Raw genomic sequence first — 19,382 nt, forward strand, 5'->3', positions numbered from 1 at the left:
GAGGCTGGCTGGATTTTCTGAAGTAACCTGATTTTGGGAGGAACGGGCATGGTGAGTGTTACGAATGAAAGCCGTGATGCCGAAGAACGGCAAGAACGGAGTTCTGTCTACGGAAAAGGAACAGCTTCAAGTGTTATCGGAACGGCGCTTGAATATTATGACTTTGCTATATACGGGCTAGCAGCGGCGACCGTCTTCAATCAATTGTTCTTTCCGGGAACCGATCCGGCGGTAGGGCTGATTGCTAGTCTCGCCACCTATGCAGTGGGTTTTGCTGCACGGCCCATAGGGGGACTTATTCTTGGAGGTCTGGGCGACAAGATAGGGCGCAAGTACATTCTCTACATTACCATTCTGATCATGGGCATTTCCACATTCTTTATAGGATTACTACCAACATATGCCCATATCGGAATCTGGGCTCCGTTGCTGCTTGTTCTTCTTCGCATTCTCCAGGGTTTCGGTGCAGGTGCGGAACTCGCAAGTGCTTCTACCCTTCTGGTCGAAAGCGCACCACGAAATCAACGGGGTTTTGTCGGATCTTTTTTGAGTATAGGTTCGAACACAGGCACCCTGATTGCTTCGACCGTCTGGCTCGCGGTTAGCATGCTACCGTCAGACCAGCTACTAAGTTGGGGATGGAGACTACCCTTCTTGGCATCTTTATTTGTCGCTATTTGGGGGCTCTACATTCGCCGCGACGTGAAGGAAAGCCCAGCCTTTTCGGAGGTTGCTGAACGGCAGTCCAAAGCGACACTCAAAGAAATCTATAGTGGGGTATTCGGCCCAGGGCGAGGTGCTTTTCTGCGGTGCTTGGGTCTACGCATCGGCGAAGTTGGCCCATCAATGATCTTCCAGGTTTTTCTGATCGGTTACATCGCAAACCTTCCGAACGCGACTAAAACAACTGGAACCCTCGCACTCGTTCTCGCCTCAGTCTTTTGTTACTTCACGATTCCGGTTGTCGGTAAGCTCTGTGACAGGTTTGGGCGCCGCCATGTTCATATGAGTCTGACAGGCTTTCTCATTCTGTTTGCCATTCCTGCATTTGCAATGGTCTCAACCGGGAATCCGGTCCTGATAACGCTTTCCTTTATGCTGGGGTTCAGCGTTTCGATCATGGGCATGTATGTCATCGAGTCGCCATGGATGGCTGAGATGTTTGGTTCGCGTTATCGTCTTGCAGGTGTCACGGCGTCTAAAGAAATTGGAAGCCTGATCGGTGGAGCTTTTGCACCGTTTATCTGCGCAGCTTTGGTTGCCAGATACGGCAGTTGGTGGCCGGTCGCGATTTACGTCATCTTGCTCGCCGCAATCTCGCTTATAAGTGCGTTTCTGTCACCTGAAACCAAAGAACGCGATCTGATCCTAGATCATGATGCGGTCTGAGCGGAGTCACTGAAGTTTCGTGCTCGGATGGACGTGATGTCCATCCGGTAACCAACGGAGACTGACATGAGAACAGTTATTGTAACGGGCGGAGGCACCGGCATTGGACTGGCAACCTCAACGATTCTTCTGAATGACGGATATAAAGTAATTGCAGCCGGGCTTGATCGGGAGACTGAGCTGCCTCCTGGGCTTACATTCGTAGAATTGGATGTATCATGTTCCATTGCCGTCACCGATCTCGTTGAAAGCACTTCGTGTCTTTACGGGCTTGTTACTTGTGCGGGTATTCAGCGGCATGATCGGGAGTGGACTGCAGAAGATTTTGCAGCGGTAATTGATGTCAATCTTGTTTCTGTCTTCAATATCTGCACCCTGGCGTTGCCAAAACTTGAGAAGACCGGCGGATCAATTGTCAATATTGCTTCCATGTGGAGCATATTTGGGACGCCCGGTTCCCCCGCATATGGCGCGAGCAAGGGAGGTATTGTCTCTTTAACGCGTTCCCTTGCGGTGGCGGGTGGGAAAAGAGGGGTGCGTGCGAATGCAGTGGCTCCTGGCTGGATCGATACGCGTATGGCATCGCGAGCCAAAAATGATCCAACACGCGCGCCGAAAATAATTAATCGGATTCCCCTCAACCGCTGGGCAGCACCGGAAGAGGTCGGGAAAGTTATAGCATTTCTGATTTCGGATTCAGCTTCCTATGTGAATGGGACCGTCATTCCAGTCGATGGAGGCTATTCTATTGCGTAGCCCGGCTACAATTGAGTGCTATAGGCATATGAGTATTCCTAGATTATCGGCAGATAACGCCTCCCTCAAGTATTTCATTGGACCAACGGCAAATTTTTTGGAGAGGTTTATTTAAGTCCATTAAGTAATCAGTGGTGTCGTGTCGGAACTATATTTCTGCAGTTCATTTTCACGGCATTTTGAGACGTGGCGCAGCTCCTTTTGATTGCAACCGCTATTCTTGACTGGCAATCAATACTTCGCACAATTACAGGGGCCAGTGGTTCATGTCCTTTCAAGTTATTGCAAAAGACCACTGTGCAATGGCGTCGATTTAAGTTGTGATCTGTGTAGAACTGTGGATTTGCGATATGAACTCGACCATACCGGACAACCAAGCCGCCCCTTTGGCGCTTGTTCCATTTGATCCGCTAAAGATCAGCCCAAATGGAACGTCGTCGTCAAAGACGATCAGCGTAATACGTGATGCGGGCCAGGATCTCTTTCAAGGTGGGCCGGCCATGATAATAGAGCGCCGCGGTCCGGTTGTATGCGTGCTCGTAAAGTGCGAATGTCGTTGGGTCGGATAGGCTGAACGCGGGATTGCTGCTGATGTCCTGATTATCGGCCTTCGGAAAGCGCTTCTGCTTGTGGGCATCATACGCGCCCGAGCCGAGGAAAGCTTGCACGTCCGGTTGGTCGAGCAGGCAGTAGACATCGTAATAATGCCGGAGAAAATTGGCGGGGAACTGGCCGGTTTCCTGCTGCTTGCGATATTTGGTGGAAATGGTCTGGAGCTTCTCGACCAGCGTGTAGCCGGGCTCGTAGCAGGGAACGGCCAGTGCGCGATTATCGATCAGCTCGACACGCGATGCCGCGTAATCATAGGCCCAAGAGCTGATATCCTTGTGGATATTGGGAGCCACTGTGTCGAAGCCGGCTTCGAGCAAAACGCCGTTCTTGAGATCCGATTTCATGCCGGTCTTTTCGGGGTAGTAAAGGCGGATGCCGCCGCTGCGATACGTCTCATTGTCGAATTCGGTATCGCGCTCAATATTTTGGATACCGTCGATGGTGATTGTATCTGCCAGCCAGTCATAGAAGGTCTTCCGGCTTTCACGATGCGCCGCTTTGTCGTGATTGGGACCGGTTTTTACCTCCATTGCCTTCGGCGGTTCGATACGGATATCGATATCCTCCGAGAAGCGGTTGATGATGCCGTATCCTTTCGAAAGCGAGGTGCCGCCCTTCAGCTCAAAAGCCATCTCCAGCTGCTGCAGGCCGTACAGGCAATGCATGATCCAGTAGTCTTTTTCGACCAGCACTGGCTGCACCTTCATTTGGTCAGCAACGATGCGCAGCAGGGAAGCAAAATCTTTGTGTCTATGGAGGAAATCAGCTGACATGCGTATCCGCGGCGAGGGTGTTGAAGAATTTCCGCGTGCGCACCATGCCGTAATCCTTGGCGGCACGGGTGATAGCGGTGCGATTACCTTGCAGGGCACGTTCCTTAACGCGAGCAAGCACCTGATCGCGGTCTTCTGCTAGCTGGTCGAGATTGTTGACCAGGTCGACCAGTAGGAATTCTTTGGTCAGGGTTTTTGGGAAGGCTGGCTTTCTGCGGAACTCGAACTCTCGGCCGCCCAGCATGAAGTTGCCGTGGCGCTTATGGTTATAGACGACGGTCTTGTTATAGAGCTGTGTCGCGCCCACCCCCAAGCTGTTATAGGCATTAGGCGAGGTCACGAGGTAACGGTCATCCTTCAGAAAAGCCTCGACGAGCGCGTCATCCTCGGGGGGAGCTTTGCCGAACGCCGTCTGCTTCGGCCGGTGATAGACGCCGGTCGATAGCTTGGTCAGGTAACCTTCTGCCAGCAGCTGCTGAAGATGCCGATCGACAGACGACGACCATTGGACGAGATCTTCCCGACGATAGACCTTGCCCGACCGCAGATGCTTTTTCAATTCCTGTAACTTCGTCATGGGTTAGCTCCTGCACTGACTATAGCGACATATAGCTATGAATGCAATTTTTTACAAAATTCATGCAAATCTTGGAGACGGATTCGAATTTAGATTACTGAAATCATTGAATATCGGTAATCACAGAACGAACTTGTGCGCTGGAAGATCATTAACGATAACGACGTCGTGATATGCCCTCGTCAAGGAGCCGTGCAGCTCAGCAGAGGCCTTTCCTCCTAAGTTGGTCCTTTGGGTCCTGCATTCAAGACATCATTTTTGTGCGGGATAGGTATCGTAGCCCTTTCGTTTACATGACAAAACTGCGTGAAGTTTGAGCGACCATTGACCGACAGAGAGGATTGAAATTAAACGTGAGCTAAGCAGTTGTCTGCAAACGTTGGCCAAGACATCGCTCCTCCACCCGCTCGAGTACCCACGGTTTTCCACGTAGATCTGGTTTGGGGCGACAGACATTCATCTGCCGCCCTAATATTCTCTAAATCAAACCCATATGCTCGAGAATGACGTTTTCGATGACGGCTATCAGGCGCTTGCAGTCTTCTGGATTTTCATTGCGAATGCAGTAGAGCTCGGTCGCTTGTGTTATATCCACTCCACCACCGACCCCATAATCCGTATAGCGGTCGATGATATCCCTGTTGATGTTCTTGCGTTCAAAGTGATCAATGGCATCGTCGGTGTTGCGCCAATTAAGCCAACTGCACGACGCCAGCCGCTTTTGAAACCCGCGACTGAATTGCTGACGGCTCATGTCGTGGGGGAGGGTAACGGATAAACCGCGGGTTAAAGCGCGAACCGGACTTTTCTCATGGAGGGTCTCGGGAAGATAAATCTGAAGGGCAGAATAATCATCATAGCCTTCATCTTGCACCGGCCAATCACCATCAAGCTTGTAATAGGACCCGTACCGGTCTTTGCTCTGCTGCTTGATACGATCCGCAATGCGGCCTTCGCCACATTCTCCAACCTTGAAGATCGGAATGCTGAGCTGCCTTTTAAGGTCTCTGAGACCATCGCAGCCGGCGATATAGATGTGTCGTTTGATGCCAGGCACAAATTTGTCAGAGAACACTTTCGAATTTAAAACGTCTGCGGTCTCAAGCAGGAGATCATCCCCACCAATCACCGGCCATTGGGTTTGATAGCGGGATGGCGCTTTTGATGAACGGGGAGACGGCAACAGCAGTTGCTTTTTATCTGTTTTGTTCTGCGCGGCCGTTGACGTGATGGTTTCGTGCGGGGTTTCGGTGTCTGTTGTGTCGTTTGCATGAAGGGCTTCTTTGTTAACAATAAAATTGTCGGGAAAAGACAGGCTGATGCTCAGGGGATTTTCACCCTCAAAGCGAAGACCGTTGGGGAGGGGCATGGAAATCTGGGCTCGCCCTAGTTCAATGCGCAACGTCGCGGATTTTGGTTCATTGTCCGCATCAAATGAGATGGTGAGTTGGATACTGGTATTTCCGGTTGTCATAAAATTCAGTCTTTCTGATTGTCAGTTGATTTGATGGTTTTGATGAAAGCTGACGAACCGCGCGCAAAGGCATGCCGGAAGCAGGAATGCTTCAGACAAAGTTCGATGAATTGCGCGATCAGTCTTTTTGGAAGGGGAGGCGAGAAGGGCTGCAGGCTGAAGGATCAGACGGCGGCGTTGGCTTGTTGCCTCAAAATGGTCGAACAGCTGAAAGCTTTCGACGAGTTGTCAGACGCAAAGAATGCGAATGACAATTGGCAGTCAGGAATATCCTGAAAAGTTTAAACGGATTTGGCTCGTGGGCGTTGCCAGACGAGGGCATATTTGCCGTCTGCATCCTTATCGAGAAGGCGTGCGTAAATCGGTGTGACCCAGCTCGGATCGTCGAATTTAACGGAGAGATAGTTTCTTTCTGTATCCAAGGTCTTCCGGCACCAGGCAGAACCCACGACAAAGCTCTTTTTATAAATATCGTAATCTGGACTGAATTCTCCTTTCTTTTCACGCGGCCAGAACACCAGATCAATCGTCTGTCCGATCAGTTCCATTTGACCGGCAAAGCTGCTGCCGCGCTGATCAAACATTCCTATTATTCGCATTTGATAACTCCTTATAATTTTGAATGAGCGAAAGCCTGGCCCAGCAAAACTGAAACCTGAAACCTTTCCACTCTCTTCATGAATGGCTGCGCGCTTCTCAGATCTCGTGCGCGCTAATCAAACTTTTTTCGGGAAATAAAACTAAAAGAGATCACAGATCGATCCTTTAAAAATATCTTCTTCGCCTCAAACACCTATCGGGCGGCTTAAACGAAGAGTTCAGAAACATTCAAAATACTGTGGGCTTGTCACTGACACCTTTTAAACGGCGCTCACCTTCAATGAGTAAATGATCGGTCCAACCAACTGCTCAAATTAATCGTTTGACGATGGCGCTTACAATCATCCCAAACCCCTCACGCAGCAAGCTGCGCATGTGATACGAATATCATGTGCTCAAAATAAATGGCCCGCTTTGACGCCCTGCCTATGCATCCTCAGCTGATTGAGACATGGTATTGGGTTATGGGTCAGTCACTTGGGCGCGTGCGTTTACTATGCAAATCGTAACAGAGCATGGGTCACCATTGAATTGCCTTACTGAATGAGCTGAGAAAGCACAGTCATCACGCCACATCTTGCATGCAAAAATATAAAAATTTGAAGGAAATTTCACTTTAACGCAGTGTGGCGCGGGAAATTTTTATAAAAAATGCAGAAACCTGTGTCTAAAAAGAAAAGACTTTGAAATTAACTCCACCTCAGCCTATCTTGATGCCAACGATCTTAGACCAGTGCGTAACCTTAGCAAATTGAGAGCTCAACCAATGGACAAAGAAATTATCAAACTTGCCCATGAAAGCATTACATCAATCGTTCGGAGTGCGATTGAAAAAGGTAATATGACGCCGGTCGAAATCGCAGAGCTGACGCAAAATTTGAAAAATGTGTTTTTGCCCACAGTGGATGAGCGGCCAATTAGTGATTATGAACTAGACGAGAATTATCATGACACGAGTGATAGCGAAAACTCAAATCAGGATACCATTTCATATACTAATGCGTCCGGCATAAGAGTTATCGCACGACCTATGATAAAATTTAAGGAGCTTCGGGATGAGCGAAAGCAGAATAAAGATTTTTGTAAGTCAGGCGCAGTTATATTGGATCCAGAAAATACGTACAGTAAGGACTACATTATTTGTCTAGAAGACTTAGTTCACAAGAAAATGTTAACAAGCTATCTTAAAAGAAAATTCAACCTGACACCGGATGAGTACAGAAAAAAATGGGGACTTCCGGCTGATTATCCGATGCTGACTAAGTCATTGATCGAAACAAGACGCGCGAATGGCGAAGCGAGAAAAAAACTTGAGACTTAGCTTGTTTGATCTCTATATCTCTCGTCCCACAGATTTATTCCTATTACTCTTAACCTTGGCATTTTTTGTAGACGTTTTAATTTTCTTTTTGGGCGGTTCTATTCGGTCCCCTTGTCTTGGTGTCTCTGTATGAGCTAGTTGGGGATTGTTATTTATTTCGCAATTATCTCTGCCAGAATTTGTCGAGGTATTTACCGTTTTGGTCTGCTGTAAAAGATTATTCACCGGTATATCGCGGTGATCGGGCCGCAGTGCTTTTACATCGTCAAATATTTCCCGCGCGGTCTTAACTCTAACTAAATGTTCTGGACTCGCTGTGATCTGAGATGTCTTCTCTAATGGGGGCGTTTTGAGCTGATGTTTTTGAACGGGCGCCTTGGCCCGTTCACGCTCGCATTCTATTGCCGCCAGAACAGCATGTGTTTTATGCTGATCGAGGAGCCACTGTTGAAAAGTCGGCAAGGGCTGTTTTATGATCAGAGCTGCAGCGGCGGCATACTCTTTTTTGATGTCGCTTCTGATCTTACTCTCTCGTTTCTCATACTGATTTTTCGCAAATTCCTTGCCATGGAACTGGCGGTCAATGAGGGCCCTTAGACGTGCTGCGGCTAATCTGGCGTTCAGTTCAAAATTGAGTGTCAGACGGTTGGTTTGGCCTTGTAACTTAAGTTCATACACTTCGTTGTCTTTAAATTTCTTTGTGAACGTAGCGTAGTCGGCTTTTGCGTCGAGCGCCAGAAATCGCCTGAGCAAGCGCTTTCTATTGTCGTCTTCCACGGGAGTAACACTCCAAAGCAGTGAGATTCGAATTCGCTCCCTGGAAAGCTCCCGCAACGCCTTATCCAAAGCGAGTTGTGTCTTTTGAGTGTGTGCAGATCCAATAACTTTGGCCATCCGCATTTCACGCACTTTGCGTAAAAGACGAAATCTTTCGCACAAGTTTGCCGAACTATCGTGTTTCTCAGCATGCTGCGCGAAAGCATTATCCTCCAGATCAATTTTCGGGGCAGGGTGCTGAGTTTTTCTCACCAGTGTGGAAACAACGCGTTCGGTGGCTTCGTGAATTGTTTCGTCAGCACGCACTTGTTTGTCGGCTTTAGGAGGTGTGCGAAGAATTTGCTCATGTGCGTGCTGGGTCTGCTGCGCGATTTCTTCAATCGTCACAAAGGATGGCAATTCGGGCTCATCAGGCGGACGCGTTGTGATCGGAAGTAGCCATTCTTGACGCCATGGTCCGAATTTTTCGATTATGTCTTTTGCACTCACGCCTAATTTCGTGCCCGATTGACCAGTTTTGTCTTCAAGATCCGTGAACGCCAAGGTGGGAAACTCCTGGCCATTCTTTGCCGATTTCACACGAAACTTGACAAGGATTCCCCCTTTTAAACATTGCTCACGAAACTCTTGCATCGATTTTGATCCGAGAAAGCTTGACTGAACAAACGAAGAGTAATCTTCGGAAAATTCACGCTGTCGTCCTGATTGCACACGTTCGGCATTGAGCGGCTTTATCTGATGATTCAGGTTCAGGTGCTTAAGAGATGGGAATTCTTTGTCTGCAAGCGCCTTAATTTCTTCGGCGCTCGCGCCAAGTTCCAAGGCCTGAGCGGTCACCAAGTCGAAATTATTATGACCGACAACTATCGACCATCCTCTCTCACCCGCAATTTTTGCGGCTGTGCGTTCATTGGTCAGATAGTTTTTATCATTGTTGGCAGCATAGCCCGTTCGGCTGACACGGTTGGCAATGACATGGACGTGTAGGTGATCTGTGTCGCCATGCACAAACGCCACATGTTGATTAACCTCCGCCCATTCACGCTCTTTAAGCGCTTGCTTAGTTTCACCGCCGCGCAGCCTTTTGGCATCGATATAGCCGCGCGCGCGAAGAAATGTTTCAACGTCCGCCTCAATTTGTTCAAAGGTTGGATTTTCATCATGCGCAGAATTGTAACTAAGGACCGCATGAAGCACGGGATCGCGACAAATAGAAAGTCGAGAAACAGCATCCATCTCCCAAACGGCAGTTTCAATCGCCGTCACTCCGCGCGCAAATGAATGAATGACGCGTTCGCCAACCAACTTTTCTAAATCGGGCTTCCTCGAATATTCTATGCTCTGATCAAACCCATTGCGTTGTGCTAAACGCCATTGGTGTTTGTCCAGTCGGCTATATTGGATACTGCTTGCAAACCGAATTGAATGCGGATCGGTCTGCCGCTTACGGACAATGTCTTTGATGATCATTGAGCGAGTTTCTGAAGCGTTTTGACCGTTAGGCCAATGGCGTCTTTCAACTGCTGCTCAACTTCTTTTATGTTGCCGCCGTTTTTGCTGGCAACGACACAAAGATCATTAAGCCTACTTCCCACAAATGACAAATCGCGTCGCAGAGCAAAGACATTCTGGTTGCTCAGTTGTGGAAGCGCATCAGCTTCGATTTTCAAATTGGATGTCTTCTGGATTCGCAACATCTCAGAAAAATGTTGCCTGATATAGTTTGAAAGGCTCATCCCGTTCAGTTCTGCAAGCTGCTTATAGTCATCTGCCTGTTGTTGGCTGACCCTTATTTGAATGACCTTTTCTTTGCCTATCTCTTTACTCATCACGCCTCTTACCTTGGTTAAATTGTTTTTATGAACACGGAAGGGCTGAGCCGAGCGACCCCTGACGCATAAAAACCACTCCTTCAAAAAAGTCCTTTGTGGGTACAAAGGAGATGGCTGGCCCTTCTCCATTCTTACAACATAGAAAATGTTGCACCATTTTTCTTCATAAGCAAGCTTGCATATTAATTCACTGCGTGCCAACATTTCTGCATAGAAGTAGGACTTTTCGACGTACACACGAAATACGTTATAATTAGCATGACCTGCAGATATTTGAAGACATAATAGGAACATAAAAAGAATTATTTGCAAAATGGCTATTGACATAACAGAAAATGCAAAGCAGGTTTAAGGCATAAAAGCAAAACAATGTGCGAGCGAAGATGGCAACCAAAAACTTCACGGAGATATTGAAGCAGAATGCGGATGGTATCCGAGCCTCGGTGGATCAAGGTCTAACGGTCCGGCAGGCACTGCAGCAATATATTCCAGACCACCAAAACATGAAAACTCTGGTCGCGCTTTGGTCGCGTATTCAACGAAACGACCCATCGGTTGACGAAGTAAGATCAAATCAAAAGCCAGCTTCACCGAAGCATGCGGCGATGCACTTGCGCAAAATTGTTCGGCTGCGCTTGCAACCGGATGAGTCAAAATTTGATGAATACTTGAGCGTAGTGGAATTCAAGGACGAGGTTCTACGCGCGATCAAGTTCACGAACGCAACAATTGTTTGTCATCATCTCAAAGCAATTGGCATTCCGGTGACCGCGAAGAGGCTCAACAGCTTTTATCATGAGCAAACTGCGATGGGGATTGAAGCAACTCACATAAGAGGCCCGGAAAAACGGCACTCCGATAAAACCAGCAGCCCCGCAACTAAAGAGACAACAACAAACGTCACGCACGAAACAGTCAAAGGATTTGCAAGAGAGGAGAAGACGGAGCGACCACAAACACAATCATCAGGCTCTCGGCCAGCCCGAGACCAGGGCGGAATAGATTAATCACCATTATGAGGTTGAAAATGAGTAAAATATTCGACGGGTTTATGAGTATCCCGCAAAAGGGACGAAAACCTCTTGTTATCTACATTACAGGTTACAAGGGAGGGATCGGGAAAAGCGTTACGGCTATTCTCACAGGATATCTTGCATCTACTACGGGTTTAAAAGTCATTTACGAGGACTTTGATAGCAACAATGATGATGTGTTGCAGCTAACCAAAGATACCGATGGGGTAGGGCGTTTTATTCGCCAACGCGAGTCTTGGGTAGAGCATCTGAAGCGAGCTTTGGATGAGAGCTACGACGTCATGATTGTCAACATGCCGGCACAGGGCGAAGAAGACATGAATGATCATGGGCTCAGTGCCATATCCCGTCTGAAACAAAGTGGTCGGGTGGAGGTGAAAACGATTTTCATTATCAGTCCGTATAAAGACTCTGTTGTTTTACTAAATGCCTACCTGAAGAGAAACAGTGGTGAACCTGTTTTTGTGGCACGCCAGATGGCTCAGGCACTCAATGAACATGATTTTTCCACCTATGAGAAATATCGATCGAATTTCGATTTGCGCGGTGGGGACGTCTTCAACATCCCCCGTATGCCGACCAACTTGCTTGAAGCGTTGCTGACGGAGCGCAAGCCTCTCGCACAATACATCAAAGAGTCGCAGGAAGACATCGTCAAAGCATTTCAGGCTGAACAGGCTGTCAAAGGCTTGAATGAACTCGCTCTAACTCTTGGATTGGAGAATGGACATGAGTGATTCAGATATACTCGAAAAGTTCATCGCGGATTGGCGAAAAGACGGTGAACTGGATAGAGAAACGGAACTACGCCTACGCAGGCTTGTCGCTGTATTCGGTGTGCAATCACAACCTGAGCTGGTGCGTTTGATAGGGTCATTTTTTGCCACTTTGACTTTGGCAACTGCTTTTCGAGATATCACCGAGGGCGTGCACGTATTAAGTGATCAGCTAAAGCAGTTTCCCAGAGCTTCTGTTTTACAGCATCAGCAACAAATGGCCGATGCCAAGGAAGCTTATCGCAAGAGCGTACTAGATGGCGAAGCTGCTCTTAAGCGAGCTTTCAAAGAACACGACGATGCATTCGTTGCGAAATATGCCACGAAGGACGAGTTCAACGGAATTCTAAAACAATTACAAAAGTTGATGCAGCAGATTTCGAACTCAACCACCTTGGGCTTAAAAGGTTGGATGGTGATCGCGTTGTTAGCCTTCATTGCTGCGTTGTCGTTCTTTCTCGGTGCATATTTTCCGCGATGGTGGCTGTAATGGATTTAGATAATTATAATCGCCGAAAGATAGCTTCTGTTAGTTCTTTCGGGTTGTTGGGCGGAATGCTTCTCACTTATTTGGGTATGATAACAAAGGTTTATTTTCTGACGTCAGTTGTCGTACTGAACCCACTTCAGTTGAATTCGGTATTTCATGCCTACCAACCGATAATACTGCCTCATCAACAAAATATTCATTGTTGCATGACTGCCTTAATTCCTTACGGAGGTGAGTCAACTAAATGTTCTATTGCTCGGCAATCCGAGAGGGATAATCCTTGGCTCAAGGCTTTTCGACCTAAACGTGCGTGTTCAAAACTTTGTCCAGAGCATAATCTTTATAGGAGTGACCGTCGTGAAAGCTGCCCTTGAAGATATCGATGATCAAATCTCGCCTGGCATAACCGAAGGCAATCTTACGTTCATTATCGATGAGGATTTACGGAAACAAATCCTCGAAATGGCCATGCAGATATATGCAGTCAGAGGTGGCGATTTGGTGAAGCAAAGTAAGCGCCTGTTTGATACAAATGATGCGATTACCGCAGCTTGCATGATGCTCACGCAAATAAAGAACGATGAGTTTCTAAAAGGCAGGTTAGAAAAAGCTGCCGAAAACGTGCGACTACCGATGTTTCTTGAATCCACCGATTCTAAAACTTAGCGTTGTTCTCTGCCAACCTGATACGTGATACATCTCTCCTACATTCTGAAGCTTCTGCCAGCGCTGTTTTTTGCTAAACGGCGCTGTAGGCTGTGAGGGGGTAGGCAGAACGGAAACCAAACGATTGGTGAACCGATTTCATTTCGATTGAAGCCGTCCTTGTCTTTGCTCATCCATGCGTGTGCGAACGCTTACAATGAACTCGTCACTCGCTTTCAGCAGCGCTTCAAACCGCCTGTCACGGATGTAATTGCATAAACGATTGTTAATAAAGCCGCCGCCAAAGACCGTCACGAACAGCCCGAATTTATTGATCGGCGTGCCGACGTAAAAAGCCCATGCGATTAAAATGGCGATGGCGATTGGTACAAAGCAAGCGAACCAGTAAAGGGCGTTGACCGGTTTATGGATTGGATAGCCACTCAGTATTGATCTGGTATTGGTGTCTTTATTGTAAAACATCAGCTCAATATCATTTTTCCCTTTAATGCGCGGCCCACCAACCGCAATCAGTGCAACCTGATGTCCCGGGCGCATGGGCATATCACGATGCATGCGTACATGATGTTCCTGACCATTTTCTTGTTTAAACCAGACATCGCGCACCACTTTGACTTCTGATGAGATCGAATGCGAGCCGCTGCCGCGACCATCGTTGACACTGACATTGGTATGACCGCTGATATGGGTGTCGCTGCGCTGATCGGTGGCAACAATGGCTCCGGTTATAGCCATGAAGTGATAGACTCCGCTGCCAATTTTGATGTCTTCGGTGATAATCATACAGATCAAATCCTTTGGTCGTTGTGAATTAGGATGAGTGAAAGTTTTTGATTGCAGATCGGCCTACGGCAGCAAGGGACCGCGGACTGATTTGCCGTTTTTGTTGAGAGCGGTGCCGCACGGTTTTGGTGAATGCTGCTAACCAGTCGTCCCCGGTTACAAGACCGTTGGGTAGGGCTTTGCCACATGCGCTTGGTGCCGCGCGCCCCGGTTATTCGAAAATCAAAAAGTCTTCCGCTTTAATATCGGCGCCGTTGAAATCGAACATGGATGTGTCGTCGTAACGATGGGGCGCGTCTACCCCAATGATGCGATCAATGATTTCATCAATCTGCTTCTTGTCCAAAAACTTGGTATTGATAATGTTGATCCCGATATAGCCATGGCGAGTGAGCACATAGACATTTTGCTCAAAATAGCGCAGCACCACACTGCCATTATCAATGACCATCTGTGTCTTGAACGAAATGCGCGGATTGGCATGCTCGGTTGTAAAAGTTGGCGGTTCAATCAACGCAATTTTGGAGTTCATTCCATCGATGGTTTCGTCGCCAATTATTTCCTGACGATTTTTGATGAGTTCAGGCAGCAGCGTCTTCTCGACAAAGGATTTGGAAAGATATCCGGCTTTCACCTCTTTGGAGATTGTGATGAATTCTGTGATGTTTTCTGGATTAACAAGGATTATCTCAAGCGGCGGGCAAGACGAGAATATGTCCATCTCCACTAAAAACCGGCAGGCTTGCGTGTCACTCTTACTCATCAGGTAATTTTTAAAGCCGAATGGGTCGAGTTGATCTACCCTAACAGGCAACCTCTTGTTGCCTCGACTGGGCCGATCGCCTGGAAGTCCCAAGTCCATTATATTGCGTGTTTCCGGCAGGACAATGCTGTTGATTGATCCCCAATCGGTTGTATGAGGCAGAGATTGCCGCCCAAAACCTTCTTTCAACACGCCTCTTACATTATCCATGTGTTGCGCAAAACCGGGCGCAATAGGCAAGCTTAAAAGCATGGTCAGAACGACCAGGATACGGGTGGCGAATGTTTGTACGGTCATTGTAACCTCATAGGCATGATTGGGGAGCAGGGCGAATGGATCAATGGATTTGCAGGCGCACGAAACCATCCAAGCAATCGGTATTTCCGAGAGCTGTTTGAAAGGCTTGCGCAAAGTAGAGTGAGGCGAGCTATCAGCGGCGGTTAGGACAACTGCTAACTGCTATCTCAGGCACTCAACATCACAGGTGGTGCACCTTGCAGATTAACGCTGAGATCCTGCCAGCGCGCGCAAAAACGCAAAGCTCTGCGTTTAATTGCTGGCGTCGGGTTCATAATGAAAAATGTTCGAGCGCTATAGGCGTTCGCGCGAATAGCGAATGCATTAGCGTCAAACTGATCGAGCCAGTATTGAACTTCCTCATCATGGCCGCCAGCACGCAATGAGTTTCGATGAAAAAAGATGGCAGTTCGGCCTCTTGCCAGCGCTGTTGCTTCTTCCGACGTTATGCGAAGGGAATGATCGGCACGTATCGGCTTGCCCTTTTCGATCAAACCCATTTCCGGATCCGCAAAGATCAGATTGCAGTCACGTAAGTCGGCAAGGACGCCTTCAAACCATGCTCGACGATAACTAACGCGTTGCGTCGAGTGCACGCGTTCATATTCAAGAGGCCGAGATGAATGAATGGCATTGATAACCCCTGATCGTTGCAATGCAGGCACGGAACGCCGACCGGAACGCACAAGTGAATGCAATGCATCAAAAACTTCTGGATCTAGCTGTCGCCACCGATCGGGTAAGTCGAGATACCCGGTCTGCAGGCCTGAACTTGGTCGCTCACTGTCAGGCACCAAATACCAGGCGATGCCAAGGCGATAGCCATCCGACAAGGCCCGCAGCAGCGATAGTTTCAGATAACAGCCAATCTCGCCAACACGCTGATGTCTCATTGCAAGGTCCCATGAGGCCAAATTTGCGCAGTATGGTTAGCGGTCATCTTAAAAATGACAGCTGCCAAAGTCGAATGTATGTTAAAACAGGTAGCGTTAAAACCGTCGAAGCACAATAGCTTTGTCTATGAAAACGACGCCCAAAAGCCCACTGCGAGACGTGGTTGCGCTGAATATGCGCAAACTGCGTGCGGAGCGTGGCTGGTCACAGGAGTTTTTGGCAAATAAATGTGGGCTCAATCGCACGTATTTGAGTGCTGTAGAAAGATCTGAGCAAAATATATCAATCGATAATTTATACCGCGTCGCACTGGGGTTTGGTGTTGAAAGTTGGGTTCTATTGCAGTCAAGCTGAAATTAAGATGAAGGCCCAAACATTTTAGATCAGAATGAATATATCGCTTGAACGCCATGCTAAGCGACACTTCCTTGTTCAAATTGCCTAAACGTACTGAAATTCGACAAAGTTTTGAATCAATGTCGGCCCAATGATTCAAAACATTCATTGGATATTGTCTGAGCGATGAATCAGACTCCCGTGTATGAATAATTCAAATTATCTACACGTCGATCTGCTACGCAGAAATCCGTCACAAAACATGGCGCGTTTTTATGGCTTGTCTGTTGAGCCTGATCTGTTTGGTGTCTGGGTATTTACTCGTAATTGGGGGCGAATAGGAAGCTTCGGCCAGTCAAAATGCCAATCATTTGATAGCTCGCAAGATGCCTATGCTGCATTAGATCGCTTACATCGTCAAAAAATAAAACGGGGCTATACGCCAGTCTGATCAAGTGTTCTTTGATATGCGATAATCCTTTGCCTAATTCGTGTTGGCCTGACACTGCTGCGAACACTTCGAATTTTCTAATTGCCGAATTACCTCGACGAGTTAGATCGCGTGACAGAACATTCCCGGCATGGCGCCATCGCTACAAGTGCGCTAATGTGGGTTTGTAAAAATGTAAGGAGATCGACCATGAGCCGCCTGACGATTGATATTTCCGATAAGCAGCATCAGAGCCTGAAGGCCCTTGCTGCCTTGCAAGGAAAAACCATTAAACAGTATGCCTTAGAGCGGCTGTTTCCAGGTGACAACGACGCCGACAAAGCCTGGCAGGAATTAAAAGCCATAGTGGAAACCCGGGTCGAAGAAGGACTTTCGGGAAAAGTATCGAATAAGACTATTCTTGAGATTCTCGATGAAGAACTGATCGAAGGCCGCACTTGAAAAACTATCTTCTGACCGCGAAAGCCGAAGCCGATTTGAGAAGTATTATTCGGTATACGCGTAAAGAATGGGGAGATACGCAAACCGGTCGCTATATCGACAAACTGGAGCAGGGGATTGTGAGTCTCGCTGATGGTAATAGTGCGTCTCGAGATATGGGTGATCTGTATCCAAATTTGCGGATGAAAAAGTGCGAACACCATTATGTCTTTTGTCTGCCCCGGAAAAACGAGCCATCGCTTATCATTGCGATTTTTCATGAGCGGATGGATCTTATGATCCGATTGGCAGACAGGCTTCGTGATGGCAGTTAAAATGTTGAATAGCCGTTTTGTGCGGCGATCAACTTTGAAGTTCATTGATACCTGCTGGAATTCGAAGATTGTTATGGTTTGAAGAAAAGCATGCTCGACTTCAGCTTAACGAATGGTTTAACAATCAACATTGGCTCGCTAATTGGGTTAGCACTTCTAGAATGATGACAGTTCCATAACCTATCTTATGCGACCAAAATTTGTAGCCGGGTACATTCTATTTTAAACTGCAACATGCCAATGAATTCATGTGGTTAGCCATGGAGGAAATTGGATGTCGAATTGCTATTCGCAGATCACTTTGTCCGAACGTCGCCGTCTTTTCGAACTTAAACAGCTCAAAGTCCCGCTCGGCGATATAGCGCGGCTGATGGGTCGCCATCGCTCGACGATCTATCGCGAGATCAAGCGCAACAGCTTTCGGGACACTGAGATACCAGACTATAATGGCTATCATAGCGTTGTTGCCGACAACATCAGCAAAGACCGCAGAACACGGTTGCGCAAGCTCAGACGTTATCCAGAGCTGCGTAAGTTCGTCATTGAACAATTGGAAGCCCATTGGTCGCCGGAACAGATCTGCGGCCGGCTGATTAGCCATGGCCTGAGCGCGATACGTCTGTGTGCCGAAACAATCTATCGTTTCATTTATTCCAAGGAAGAATACGCGCTGAAACTGTATGAACACTTGGCCGAGATGCGAACAAAGCGCTGCCCACGTGGCACCAGACGATCGCGCAGTTCCCGCATTCCAGAAGCGTTTAACATTCATCAACGTCCTGATTTTATTGGCAATCGCCTGCAATTTGGAAATTGGGAAGGTGATTTGATTATCTTTGATCGTGACCTTGGAGAAGCCAATGTCATGACCCTTGTTGAACGCAAAAGTCGTTATTGCGTCATCATTAAAAACAACAGTCGGCACTCAAAGCCTATCATGAATAAAATCATTCAGGCCTTTGCTGCACTGCCTTATCACGCACGTCGAAGTTTTACCTTTGATCGTGGTTCCGAGTTTATGGCGTATCGGGCTTTGGAGGATGGAATGGGAGCTAAAAGCTGGTTTTGTGACCCAAACTCACCCTGGCAGAAAGGCGCGATTGAGAACATCAACAAGCGCATTCGACGGTATTTACCCAGCAACACGGACCTGACACAAGTCAGCCAGGCACAGTTGACCGCCCTCGCCCATAATCTCAATGCAACACCGCGAAAGTGTCTTGGATTTAAGACACCTGCCGAGGCTTTTGCTACACTTTTGCAGGAAGCAGCATAATCAGATAGCTTTACCTACGGCATGATGCAGTTGGGGTAGCTTTTCCAAAGCACGTTCCATTCGATACCAGCTCAGCATTGCCAAACTACCTCTTGCTAAAGACATTGAGGACTTCGACTTTGCCGGCACCCCAATCAACGAAGGTTTGGTTCGCGAGCTGGCCACGGGCATTTTTGTGAGCGATCAAAGAAATGTTGTTCTTGTTGGTGGCACGGGAACAGGAAAAAGCCATCTGGCCATTGCCATTGCGCGCGCGCTCATTCGCAATGGCACACGTGGCCGTTTCTTCAATGTTGTTGATCTCGTCAATCGCCTTGAAACAGAAACACGCAACGGGAAACAAGGCAGAACCGCGGAATATCTCAACCGTCTCGACTTTGTTATTCTCGACGAGCTGGGTTACTTGCCATTCGCTCAGGCAGGAGGACAATTGCTGTTCCACCTTATAAGCAAGCTCTACGAGCGAACCTCGATCATCGTTACAACCAATTTGGCGTTCGGCGAGTGGCCCACCGTCTTTGGTGATGCCAAAATGACAACCGCACTTCTGGATCGCCTGACGCACCATTGCGAAATCGTAGAGACAGGCAACGATTCATGGCGCTTTAAAAACCGCTCTCAAAGCTCACATGAGGATTTCGTCGTCAAGATCAATCATTGTTCCATAGCTTGTCCCCTTCGATTTTGTATCGAACCCATGGTCTGAGCCATCTTGCTTGACGCGGCACGTTTCCGTCACCGGTTCAAACT

At 47.8% G+C, this 19,382-nt stretch carries 21 protein-coding genes and 1 pseudogene; 13 read left to right on the forward strand and 9 right to left on the reverse strand.

From position 1 onward, the window contains the following. Nucleotides 1-48 precede the first annotated feature (48 nt). Both ACOZHT_RS23880 and ACOZHT_RS23885 read left to right on the forward strand, forming a co-directional pair. Nucleotides 49-1,389: an MFS transporter gene (locus tag ACOZHT_RS23880; RefSeq protein ID WP_421566990.1), complete on the forward strand. Its 1,341-nt coding sequence runs from the start codon at nucleotides 49-51 to the stop codon at nucleotides 1,387-1,389. Between the two features lie 66 nt (nucleotides 1,390-1,455). Next, nucleotides 1,456-2,145, forward strand: coding sequence for an SDR family NAD(P)-dependent oxidoreductase (locus ACOZHT_RS23885; protein ID WP_421566992.1), 690 nt, complete (start codon nucleotides 1,456-1,458; stop codon nucleotides 2,143-2,145). Between the two features lie 440 nt (nucleotides 2,146-2,585). Here the strand turns inward: ACOZHT_RS23885 and ACOZHT_RS23890 are convergent, their stop codons facing one another. The 4 genes from ACOZHT_RS23890 to ACOZHT_RS23905 form a co-directional block, all read right to left on the reverse strand. Then, nucleotides 2,586-3,530 carry a nucleotidyl transferase AbiEii/AbiGii toxin family protein gene (locus tag ACOZHT_RS23890; protein WP_421566994.1) on the reverse strand — a complete coding sequence of 315 codons (945 nt, stop codon included), beginning with the start codon at nucleotides 3,528-3,530 and terminating at the stop codon, nucleotides 2,586-2,588. Next, on the reverse strand, nucleotides 3,520-4,107 hold the full coding sequence (locus ACOZHT_RS23895) for a DUF6088 family protein (RefSeq protein ID WP_421566996.1): 588 nt from the start codon (nucleotides 4,105-4,107) through the stop codon (nucleotides 3,520-3,522). Before ACOZHT_RS23895 ends, ACOZHT_RS23890 begins: the two co-directional genes overlap by 11 nt. Before the next feature lie 478 nt (nucleotides 4,108-4,585). Then, the gene (locus ACOZHT_RS23900; protein ID WP_421566998.1) at nucleotides 4,586-5,581 is read right to left on the reverse strand and encodes a hypothetical protein; all 996 of its coding nucleotides are present in this window, start codon (nucleotides 5,579-5,581) and stop codon (nucleotides 4,586-4,588) included. Between the two features lie 281 nt (nucleotides 5,582-5,862). Then, a complete protein-coding gene (locus ACOZHT_RS23905; RefSeq protein WP_421567000.1) occupies nucleotides 5,863-6,180 on the reverse strand; it encodes a DUF736 domain-containing protein in 318 nt (105 codons plus the stop codon). A 767-nt stretch (nucleotides 6,181-6,947) separates the two neighbouring features. Here ACOZHT_RS23905 and ACOZHT_RS23910 point away from each other — a divergent pair. Further along, complete coding sequence (locus ACOZHT_RS23910) at nucleotides 6,948-7,502, forward strand: MucR family transcriptional regulator (protein ID WP_421567002.1); 555 nt, start codon at nucleotides 6,948-6,950, stop codon at nucleotides 7,500-7,502. A 12-nt stretch (nucleotides 7,503-7,514) separates the two neighbouring features. Here the strand turns inward: ACOZHT_RS23910 and ACOZHT_RS23915 are convergent, their stop codons facing one another. Next, a complete protein-coding gene (locus tag ACOZHT_RS23915; RefSeq protein WP_421567004.1) occupies nucleotides 7,515-9,749 on the reverse strand; it encodes a relaxase/mobilization nuclease domain-containing protein in 2,235 nt (744 codons plus the stop codon). Then, nucleotides 9,746-10,438, reverse strand: coding sequence for a hypothetical protein (locus tag ACOZHT_RS23920; RefSeq protein WP_421567006.1), 693 nt, complete (start codon nucleotides 10,436-10,438; stop codon nucleotides 9,746-9,748). The genes ACOZHT_RS23915 and ACOZHT_RS23920 overlap by 4 nt, the downstream gene beginning before the upstream one ends. 56 nt (nucleotides 10,439-10,494) lie before the next feature. Here ACOZHT_RS23920 and ACOZHT_RS23925 point away from each other — a divergent pair, with 56 nt between their 5' ends. The 4 genes from ACOZHT_RS23925 to ACOZHT_RS23940 all read left to right on the forward strand — a co-directional run bounded on the left by ACOZHT_RS23925 (nucleotide 10,495) and on the right by ACOZHT_RS23940 (nucleotide 13,077). After that, nucleotides 10,495-11,118 carry a hypothetical protein gene (locus tag ACOZHT_RS23925; RefSeq protein WP_421567008.1) on the forward strand — a complete coding sequence of 208 codons (624 nt, stop codon included), beginning with the start codon at nucleotides 10,495-10,497 and terminating at the stop codon, nucleotides 11,116-11,118. A 20-nt stretch (nucleotides 11,119-11,138) separates the two neighbouring features. Then, entirely contained in the window at nucleotides 11,139-11,882 is a 744-nt protein-coding gene (locus ACOZHT_RS23930; RefSeq protein ID WP_421567010.1) for a hypothetical protein, read from the forward strand. Further along, nucleotides 11,875-12,411: a hypothetical protein gene (locus ACOZHT_RS23935; protein ID WP_421567012.1), complete on the forward strand. Its 537-nt coding sequence runs from the start codon at nucleotides 11,875-11,877 to the stop codon at nucleotides 12,409-12,411. Before ACOZHT_RS23930 ends, ACOZHT_RS23935 begins: the two co-directional genes overlap by 8 nt. 357 nt (nucleotides 12,412-12,768) lie before the next feature. Next, nucleotides 12,769-13,077, forward strand: coding sequence for a hypothetical protein (locus ACOZHT_RS23940; RefSeq protein ID WP_421567014.1), 309 nt, complete (start codon nucleotides 12,769-12,771; stop codon nucleotides 13,075-13,077). A gap of 138 nt (nucleotides 13,078-13,215) precedes the next feature. Here the strand turns inward: ACOZHT_RS23940 and ACOZHT_RS23945 are convergent, their stop codons facing one another. From ACOZHT_RS23945 to ACOZHT_RS23955, 3 genes are all read right to left on the reverse strand, one after another. Next, on the reverse strand, nucleotides 13,216-13,860 hold the full coding sequence (locus ACOZHT_RS23945; protein ID WP_421567016.1) for a hypothetical protein: 645 nt from the start codon (nucleotides 13,858-13,860) through the stop codon (nucleotides 13,216-13,218). 211 nt (nucleotides 13,861-14,071) lie between these two features. Continuing rightward, nucleotides 14,072-14,920: a hypothetical protein gene (locus ACOZHT_RS23950; RefSeq protein WP_421567018.1), complete on the reverse strand. Its 849-nt coding sequence runs from the start codon at nucleotides 14,918-14,920 to the stop codon at nucleotides 14,072-14,074. Nucleotides 14,921-15,087: 167 nt separating this feature from the next. Beyond that, a complete protein-coding gene (locus ACOZHT_RS23955) occupies nucleotides 15,088-15,813 on the reverse strand; it encodes a hypothetical protein (protein WP_421567020.1) in 726 nt (241 codons plus the stop codon). A 175-nt stretch (nucleotides 15,814-15,988) separates the two neighbouring features. Between ACOZHT_RS23955 and ACOZHT_RS23960 the strand changes: the two genes are divergently transcribed. From ACOZHT_RS23960 to istB, 6 genes and pseudogenes are all read left to right on the forward strand, one after another. After that, on the forward strand, nucleotides 15,989-16,168 hold the full coding sequence (locus tag ACOZHT_RS23960) for a helix-turn-helix domain-containing protein (RefSeq protein WP_421567030.1): 180 nt from the start codon (nucleotides 15,989-15,991) through the stop codon (nucleotides 16,166-16,168). A 187-nt stretch (nucleotides 16,169-16,355) separates the two neighbouring features. Then, complete coding sequence (locus tag ACOZHT_RS23965; RefSeq protein WP_421567022.1) at nucleotides 16,356-16,601, forward strand: WGR domain-containing protein; 246 nt, start codon at nucleotides 16,356-16,358, stop codon at nucleotides 16,599-16,601. Between the two features lie 189 nt (nucleotides 16,602-16,790). Then, on the forward strand, nucleotides 16,791-17,042 hold the full coding sequence (locus ACOZHT_RS23970; RefSeq protein ID WP_421567024.1) for an antitoxin: 252 nt from the start codon (nucleotides 16,791-16,793) through the stop codon (nucleotides 17,040-17,042). Continuing rightward, a complete protein-coding gene (locus ACOZHT_RS23975; RefSeq protein ID WP_421567026.1) occupies nucleotides 17,039-17,356 on the forward strand; it encodes a type II toxin-antitoxin system RelE/ParE family toxin in 318 nt (105 codons plus the stop codon). The genes ACOZHT_RS23970 and ACOZHT_RS23975 overlap by 4 nt, the downstream gene beginning before the upstream one ends. A gap of 274 nt (nucleotides 17,357-17,630) precedes the next feature. Then, nucleotides 17,631-18,632: an IS30 family transposase gene (locus ACOZHT_RS23980; RefSeq protein ID WP_421567028.1), complete on the forward strand. Its 1,002-nt coding sequence runs from the start codon at nucleotides 17,631-17,633 to the stop codon at nucleotides 18,630-18,632. A gap of 37 nt (nucleotides 18,633-18,669) precedes the next feature. Then, nucleotides 18,670-19,338, forward strand: a pseudogene (istB, locus tag ACOZHT_RS23985) (IS21-like element helper ATPase IstB); the annotation flags it as partial. Nucleotides 19,339-19,382 lie beyond the last annotated feature (44 nt).

Source organism: Ochrobactrum sp. EDr1-4 (assembly GCF_049199085.1).
GTDB lineage: Bacteria > Pseudomonadota > Alphaproteobacteria > Rhizobiales > Rhizobiaceae > Brucella.

Excerpts from the sequence above, each read along its gene's own strand:
- ACOZHT_RS23880 (WP_421566990.1), top strand. The coding sequence starts at position 49 with ATGGTGAGTGTTACGAATGAAAGCCGTGATGCCGAAGAACGGCAAGAA.
- ACOZHT_RS23885 (WP_421566992.1), top strand. The coding sequence starts at position 1,456 with ATGAGAACAGTTATTGTAACGGGCGGAGGCACCGGCATTGGACTGGCA.
- ACOZHT_RS23890 (WP_421566994.1), bottom strand. The coding sequence starts at position 3,530 with ATGTCAGCTGATTTCCTCCATAGACACAAAGATTTTGCTTCCCTGCTG.
- ACOZHT_RS23895 (WP_421566996.1), bottom strand. The coding sequence starts at position 4,107 with ATGACGAAGTTACAGGAATTGAAAAAGCATCTGCGGTCGGGCAAGGTC.
- ACOZHT_RS23900 (WP_421566998.1), bottom strand. The coding sequence starts at position 5,581 with ATGACAACCGGAAATACCAGTATCCAACTCACCATCTCATTTGATGCG.
- ACOZHT_RS23905 (WP_421567000.1), bottom strand. The coding sequence starts at position 6,180 with ATGCGAATAATAGGAATGTTTGATCAGCGCGGCAGCAGCTTTGCCGGT.
- ACOZHT_RS23910 (WP_421567002.1), top strand. The coding sequence starts at position 6,948 with ATGGACAAAGAAATTATCAAACTTGCCCATGAAAGCATTACATCAATC.
- ACOZHT_RS23915 (WP_421567004.1), bottom strand. The coding sequence starts at position 9,749 with ATGATCATCAAAGACATTGTCCGTAAGCGGCAGACCGATCCGCATTCA.
- ACOZHT_RS23920 (WP_421567006.1), bottom strand. The coding sequence starts at position 10,438 with ATGTCAATAGCCATTTTGCAAATAATTCTTTTTATGTTCCTATTATGT.
- ACOZHT_RS23925 (WP_421567008.1), top strand. The coding sequence starts at position 10,495 with ATGGCAACCAAAAACTTCACGGAGATATTGAAGCAGAATGCGGATGGT.
- ACOZHT_RS23930 (WP_421567010.1), top strand. The coding sequence starts at position 11,139 with ATGAGTAAAATATTCGACGGGTTTATGAGTATCCCGCAAAAGGGACGA.
- ACOZHT_RS23935 (WP_421567012.1), top strand. The coding sequence starts at position 11,875 with ATGAGTGATTCAGATATACTCGAAAAGTTCATCGCGGATTGGCGAAAA.
- ACOZHT_RS23945 (WP_421567016.1), bottom strand. The coding sequence starts at position 13,860 with ATGATTATCACCGAAGACATCAAAATTGGCAGCGGAGTCTATCACTTC.
- ACOZHT_RS23950 (WP_421567018.1), bottom strand. The coding sequence starts at position 14,920 with ATGACCGTACAAACATTCGCCACCCGTATCCTGGTCGTTCTGACCATG.
- ACOZHT_RS23955 (WP_421567020.1), bottom strand. The coding sequence starts at position 15,813 with ATGAGACATCAGCGTGTTGGCGAGATTGGCTGTTATCTGAAACTATCG.
- ACOZHT_RS23960 (WP_421567030.1), top strand. The coding sequence starts at position 15,989 with ATGCGCAAACTGCGTGCGGAGCGTGGCTGGTCACAGGAGTTTTTGGCA.
- ACOZHT_RS23965 (WP_421567022.1), top strand. The coding sequence starts at position 16,356 with ATGAATAATTCAAATTATCTACACGTCGATCTGCTACGCAGAAATCCG.
- ACOZHT_RS23970 (WP_421567024.1), top strand. The coding sequence starts at position 16,791 with ATGAGCCGCCTGACGATTGATATTTCCGATAAGCAGCATCAGAGCCTG.
- ACOZHT_RS23980 (WP_421567028.1), top strand. The coding sequence starts at position 17,631 with ATGTCGAATTGCTATTCGCAGATCACTTTGTCCGAACGTCGCCGTCTT.